This window comes from Pricia sp., assembly GCF_041745955.1.
GTDB lineage: Bacteria > Bacteroidota > Bacteroidia > Flavobacteriales > Flavobacteriaceae > Pricia.
In genome coordinates, this window is sequence record NZ_JBGTHY010000413.1 from 1 (window position 1) to 6209 (window position 6209).

5 protein-coding genes are annotated in these 6209 nt (G+C 46.0%); 4 read left to right on the forward strand and 1 reads right to left on the reverse strand.

The window, feature by feature from the left end:
* Positions 1 to 230: TrmH family RNA methyltransferase (locus ACEW8S_RS14755; RefSeq protein ID WP_373518896.1), on the forward strand; the 230-nt coding region annotated here is incomplete at its 5' end.
* Here ACEW8S_RS14755 and folK read toward each other — a convergent pair.
* Positions 190 to 1335, reverse strand: a complete 1146-nt coding sequence (gene folK, locus ACEW8S_RS14760; RefSeq protein ID WP_373518897.1) for a 2-amino-4-hydroxy-6-hydroxymethyldihydropteridine diphosphokinase — start codon at positions 1333 to 1335, stop codon at positions 190 to 192. The two genes, ACEW8S_RS14755 and folK, sit on opposite strands and share 41 nt — an antisense overlap.
* A gap of 214 nt (positions 1336 to 1549) precedes the next feature.
* On the opposite strand from folK, the gene sppA reads away from it, so the two are divergent.
* The 3 genes from sppA to ACEW8S_RS14775 form a co-directional block, all read left to right on the forward strand.
* The gene (sppA, locus tag ACEW8S_RS14765) at positions 1550 to 3313 is read left to right on the forward strand and encodes a signal peptide peptidase SppA (RefSeq protein WP_373518898.1); all 1764 of its coding nucleotides are present in this window, start codon (positions 1550 to 1552) and stop codon (positions 3311 to 3313) included.
* Between the two features lie 21 nt (positions 3314 to 3334).
* Positions 3335 to 4045 (forward strand): queuosine precursor transporter, encoded by a 711-nt coding sequence (locus ACEW8S_RS14770; RefSeq protein WP_373518899.1) that lies wholly within the window; start codon positions 3335 to 3337, stop codon positions 4043 to 4045.
* 154 nt (positions 4046 to 4199) lie between these two features.
* The coding region (locus ACEW8S_RS14775) for an AsmA family protein (protein WP_373518900.1) at positions 4200 to 6209 on the forward strand (2010 nt) is incomplete at its 3' end.

Below are 6209 nucleotides of genomic sequence, written 5' to 3' on the forward strand. Positions count from 1 at the left end.
TGCTACATGAATTCCACATCCAAACCTCGAAAAAATACGCCTTAATTTTCGGCAACGAGGTGAAGGGAGTGGATCAGAAGGTAGTAAACGCCTGTGACGGCGTGTTGGAAATCCCCCAGTTCGGCACCAAGCATTCCCTGAACATTTCGGTCAGCGTTGGGGTAGTGGTGTGGGATTTTTGGTCAAAATTCACCGCGGCAGCCCCAACGCAAACTTTACGATCTTATTGATGATGAGCTCGTAATCTTCCTGATTTTCCACAAAATCGAGCTCTCCGAGTTCGATGACCAGATTGTTCTGTTGGGGGTAGCCCCTAATGAATCCTAAATAGCCCTTGTTGATATTTTCGAGATACTCTGGCGTGATATTTTGCTCGTAATCCCGCCCCCTCTTTTTGATATTATCCAGCAATCGCTCGGTCGTCTGATAGAGATACACATAGATTTGGGGCTTCTTAACCTCCTTATACATCAGACGGAACAGTTTGTCATAAAGGACATATTCGTCTTCTTGCAAGGTAATTCGAGCGAATATCAGTGATTTGTAAATATCGTAATCGCTGACCATAAAGCTTTTGAATAGATCGTATTGTGAGGTGTCATCGGTAAACTGTTGGTATCGATCGGCCAGAAAGGACATCTCCAAAGGAAAGGCAAATCGGCCCTGATCCTCATAAAATTTGGGAAGAAAAGGGTTGTCCGCAAAGCGTTCCAATACCAACTTCGCGTTGAAATCTTCGGCGATTTTACGGGCCAAGGTGGTCTTTCCCGCCCCAATATTTCCTTCGATTGCGATAAAATTGGTATGTGAAAACACCTCAGCCCTGTCCTTGAACAGGCGAAATGTCGTTTTCTCCAACCTTCCTTTGTCCCTGCTCTCCTGAATCAGGTTCCGGGTGTCTTTGTTCAGAATTGGATGATAAAACTGGGGGGCTATATCGGCCAAAGGCCTAAGCACGAATTTACGGAAAGGCAGCTCCGGATGTGGAATGACTAAATTCTCCGATACCACGGTTTCCCGGTCATAATACACTATATCGATATCGATTTTCCGATCTTGGTAGCCATCCGCTTCAAAGCGGATTCTGCCTTGGTCCGTTTCAATCTGCAAGACCGTTTCAAGCAGTTTATGAGGGGTCAAGGTCGTTTTCAACGAAAGACATACGTTCAAAAAATCGTTCGAATCGAAACCCCAAGAGCTGCTTTGGTACACGGGAGAAATACGCTGTATGTCGCCCGCCTTTTTTTGAATGGCGAAAACGGCATTCTGTAGATTGGTCAAGGGGTCGCCGAGGTTGCTTCCTAACGAAAGATATGCAGTTGTAGGGCTGGTCATAATATTCTGCAAAGTAACAAAAAGTCGACCTGAGTTCATCGGCCTTGCCCCTAATTTTTGTTGGTATCCTTCACGATGATGGCCTGGCCTCGACTACCGCACAAAGAAAGTATGGACACAAGAGTCAAAAATTGAAATTAAGGCGTAACGCCAAAAATCGGGGTGAGTTCAGTATCTTTGCGCAAAAATTGAACGTATTCTTTAGCTGTTTTCTATGAAATTTTTAAGAAATCTCTTGGCCGCCATCATCGGCACCATCATCGCATTCGGTATTGTTTTTGTCATGTTCTTCATTTTTATAAGCCTTATAGGCAGTTCCGAGGACTCGGTCGCCATTAAAAAAAATTCGGTGTTGGAACTCCAGTTGCAGCAACCCATCAGCGACTATGTAGGCGATAATGCGCTTGACCCTTTTTCGGGCGGTCTCTTTCAACAGGCACAGGGTCTCGATGAGATTTTACAGGCGATAACCGTCGCCAAAGACGATGAAGACATCAAGGGCATCAGCCTCAACAATAACTTTATTCTCGCCGGTCTGGCGCAGACGCAGGCAATTCGAAAGGCTTTGGGCGATTTCAAGAATAGCGGAAAGTTTATCTATGCCTATGCCGACTTTTATACGCAAAAGGATTATTATCTCGCCAGCGTCGCCGATTCCGTTTTTGTCAATCCCGTTGGGGGGTTGGATTTTAAAGGATTGTCTTCGGAAGTCCTTTTCTTCAAAGATCTTCAGGAAAAAACGGGTATAAAACTGGAAGTAATCCGTCACGGAAAATACAAGAGTGCCGTTGAGCCCTTCATTGCCAACGAAATGAGCGAGGCGAACCGGACGCAGATAAAGGAACTGATCGGATCTTTATGGAACTCCATGATCGAGGATATTTCCGACTCCCGCAATATGGGTCCCGAGCAACTGAACAAAATTGCCGATACCCTCGGTGGCAGAACACCGGAACTTGCGCAACAGAATGGGCTCATCGACGGGGTGTTATTTTATGATCAGTACGAGAATAGCCTAAAAAGAGCGGTAGATTCCGTACTTGACAATGACTTGAACGTAGTGCTTTTGGAAGATTATGTCGTACGTTCCAATAAAAAGGCGACCAATGCCGGTGCGGATAAAGTGGCGGTGGTATTTGCACAAGGCGAGATTCTATACGGCGAGGGCGGCCCCGACATTATCGGTCAAGGTATTATTACCGAGGCAATCCGCGACGCCAGAGACGATGAAAATGTCAAGGCTATTGTATTACGGGTCAATTCCCCTGGCGGTAGCGCCCTTACTTCTGACATCATCTGGCGGGAAATCGAACTGGCCAAGGAAAAGAAACCTGTGGTGGTATCCATGGGCAACGTAGCCGCTTCTGGGGGGTATTATATTGCCGTAGGCGCCGATAAGATCTTTGCGGAACCGACTACGATTACGGGGTCTATCGGGGTATTCGGTGCCGTACCGAATATGACCGGGCTCGCAGAAGATATCGGTATCAACGCAGAGCAGGTCGGTACGAACAAGAATTCGGTGGACTATTCATTGTTCGAGCCCATGACGGATAAGTTCAGGAATGTGGTGCAGGAAAGTATCGAAAGTACCTATGACACTTTTTTAGAACGGGTCTCCCAGGGTCGGAACATTAGCGTGGCCGAAGCGGATAGCCTTGCCCAGGGAAGGGTCTGGAGCGGGGTGGATGCCCAACGCATCGGACTTATAGACAAGCTGGGTAATCTAGGGGATGCCATTGAAGAAGCCGCGAATATGGCAGAACTAAAGGACTATGGCATTAAAAAGTTTCCCAAATACAAAACAGGCCTTGAACGTATCATGGAAGATTTGGGAGGTGCCGGTGCCGGTGCGAAACAAAATCTTATAGAGGATGAAATAGGTACCGAGGCCTATTCCGTTTTAAAGCAGGTAAAAGCGGCCATGGAGCAGGAAGGGGTGCAAGCACGGATGCCTTTCGTGTTGGCCATCAAATAATACCTTGTTAACTTGGTATACATGACCCTAAAAGACAAAAAACTGGCCTACCGGATCTATCTATATCTGGGCGCTTTGTTCATTACCTCGCTCGTAGTCTCGAACCTCATATTCCAAAAATTCTTTTACTGGAATCCGTTCGGGAAAATCGAGGTTTTTGGGGCTTCATTGTTCGAGGTATCCGTAGGTATCCTGCCCTATCCGATAACGTTTCTGATCACCGACCTCATTTCGGAAATCTATGGAAAAAAAAAGGCCAATCAGATTGTCACGGTCGGCATTTTAGCCTCACTCTTCTCCATGGCCATTATTTTGGTCGCAGAGGTAGCCCCGGCACTAGAATCCTCGCCCATTGACGACAAAACATTTACAAAGGTTTTTGCCCTGTCCCCGGTCGCGGTCTTGGCATCGATGATCGCCTATCTGATTGCGCAGTACATCGATATCGGTATTTACCATTTTTGGAAAAATTTGACCAAAGGCAAGTATTTATGGCTCCGTAATAACTGCTCAACCTTCCTTTCACAGTTTATCGATACATTCACCGTAGTCGGTCTGCTCTGCGTTTTCGGCGTATTACCGTGGAGTATGTTTTTCGGACTGGTCATCAGCGGCTTCTTTTTTAAGATTTTTATAGCACTTATCGACACGCCTTTCCTCTATTTTTTCGTATATATCCTACGAAAACGCTTTAAATTGGCCGTTAACGAAGAAATCGAACTTGAGGTATAATATTTGTACGATTTGTGAGTTGTTATCGGAGGATGTTGGGGCCTAAAACGGGTATCCGATAGAAGACTACGACTTGAAGCAAACGGTTCATGGTGAACACGCCTTGAATTCAGGGATATTTGGAACTTAGAATTTTTTACAAGGATAAATTTTTATGAAAAAGAAAGCATTAAAAATAATAGGTATCATCGTTCTGGTCATTATCGCTATCCTAATTGCCATTCCTTTTTTCTTGGAAGGCAAGATTGGCGATATCATCAAAAACAACGTCAATAAAAACGTAAACGCTACTTTCGATTTCGAGGATGCCGACTTAAGTTTGTTGGCAAGTTTCCCCAATGCGGAAGTCAGCCTGAAAGGGGTCACCTTGATCAATAAGGCCCCGTTCGAGGGAGACACTCTCTTCGCATCCAAAGAAGTGGCCCTGAAAATGGGAATAGGGGAGTTGTTCAAAGGGGCCGACGACCCCATCGGCATCAAAAGTCTTATCGTCGACGGCGCCAAACTCAACATTACGGTAGATGCCGCCGAAAATGCAAGCTACGACGTGGCACTGGACACCGGTGAGGAGACGGCTCCCGGAGAAGATACCTCAGAAGGCTTTATGCTCGACCTGCAATCCTACGAAATTTCCGATGCGCGCATTATTTATGACGACCGGGCGGCCGGCATGCGTTTCGAAATTTCGGAAATGCAGCACACCGGTAGCGGAGACCTTTCGCTGGACAAATCGGAACTGCAGACGATGACCGACGGTCTGGTATCCTTTGAAATGGACAGTACCAATTACCTGAACAAAAACAAGATAAAACTCGATGCCCTGATCGGCGTCGATTTGAAGGAGAGCAAATACTCCTTCCTTAAAAATGAGGCCTTGATCAATCAGTTGCCCTTGGTATTCGACGGTTTCGTAAAACTGAACGACGACGAGACCCAAGAAGTGGACATCAGTTTTAAGACGCCATCCTCGGATTTTAAGAACTTTTTGGCGGTCATTCCCGAAGAATATTCCAAGAACATCGAAAATGTAACGACCACGGGAGATTTTGTGGTCGAAGGCAAATTCAGCGGAATAGTTGACGAAACACACATCCCAAAATTTAATATCAACATCAGCTCCAACAACGCTTCCTTCAAGTATCCCGATTTGCCGAAGTCGGTGTCGAACATCCATATTGACACCAAAATCAATAATACCACGGGTATCGTAGAGGATACCTATGTCGATATCGACAAATTAGCGTTCATGATCGATCAAGACAAGTTCAACATGACGGCCAATATTAAGGAATTGATGGGAAACACCCAAGTAAAGGCCCATATCGATGGTAAAATGAACCTTGCGAACGTATCTCAAGCCTATCCTGTTCCAGTCGACCTGAATTTAAAGGGATTGCTTTCCGCGGATATCAATACGGCTTTCGATATGGCATCCATTGAGAAAGAGCAGTATGAAAATACGGCTACTACGGGTACGATGAGCCTTAGTGATTTTGAATACAATTCCGAGGATTTTGCAAATCCAATTAAATTGAGCGCCATGGCGGTCACCTTCAATCCCAAGACCGTGACCTTGCAAGAACTCAACGGAACCACCGGAAAAACGGACTTCAACGCCAAGGGTACTATCGACAATCTGCTAGGCTATATGTTCAACGACGAAAAGGTGCGGGGCAATTTCGACCTAAATTCCAACACTTTTGCCCTGAACGATTTTATGGTCGAGGAAACGGAAGAGCCTTCCAAAGAAAGAAAGGAAAAACCGGAAGATGAATCTGAAGCACCAAAATCAGGGGAGAAAATAAAGATTCCCTCTTTTTTGGATGTTACCATCAATGCGGTTGCCAATACGGTGCTCTACGATAATTTGACCTTAAAGGATGTCAAGGGAACGCTACGTATCAAAGATGAAACCGCCACGCTTTCGAACATGACCTCCTCCATTTTCGACGGAAAGATGGCCTTTAACGGCGCCGTCTCCACCAAACCGGATACCCCGACCTTCGACATGAAACTCGATATGAGCCAATTGCAGATTGCGGAGACCTTTAAATCGTTGGAGCTATTCAAGTCGCTGGCACCGATCGCACAAGTACTGCAGGGCAAGCTCAACTCCGATATTTCGCTTTCCGGAAACCTCACCGATGACCTGCTACCCGACCTG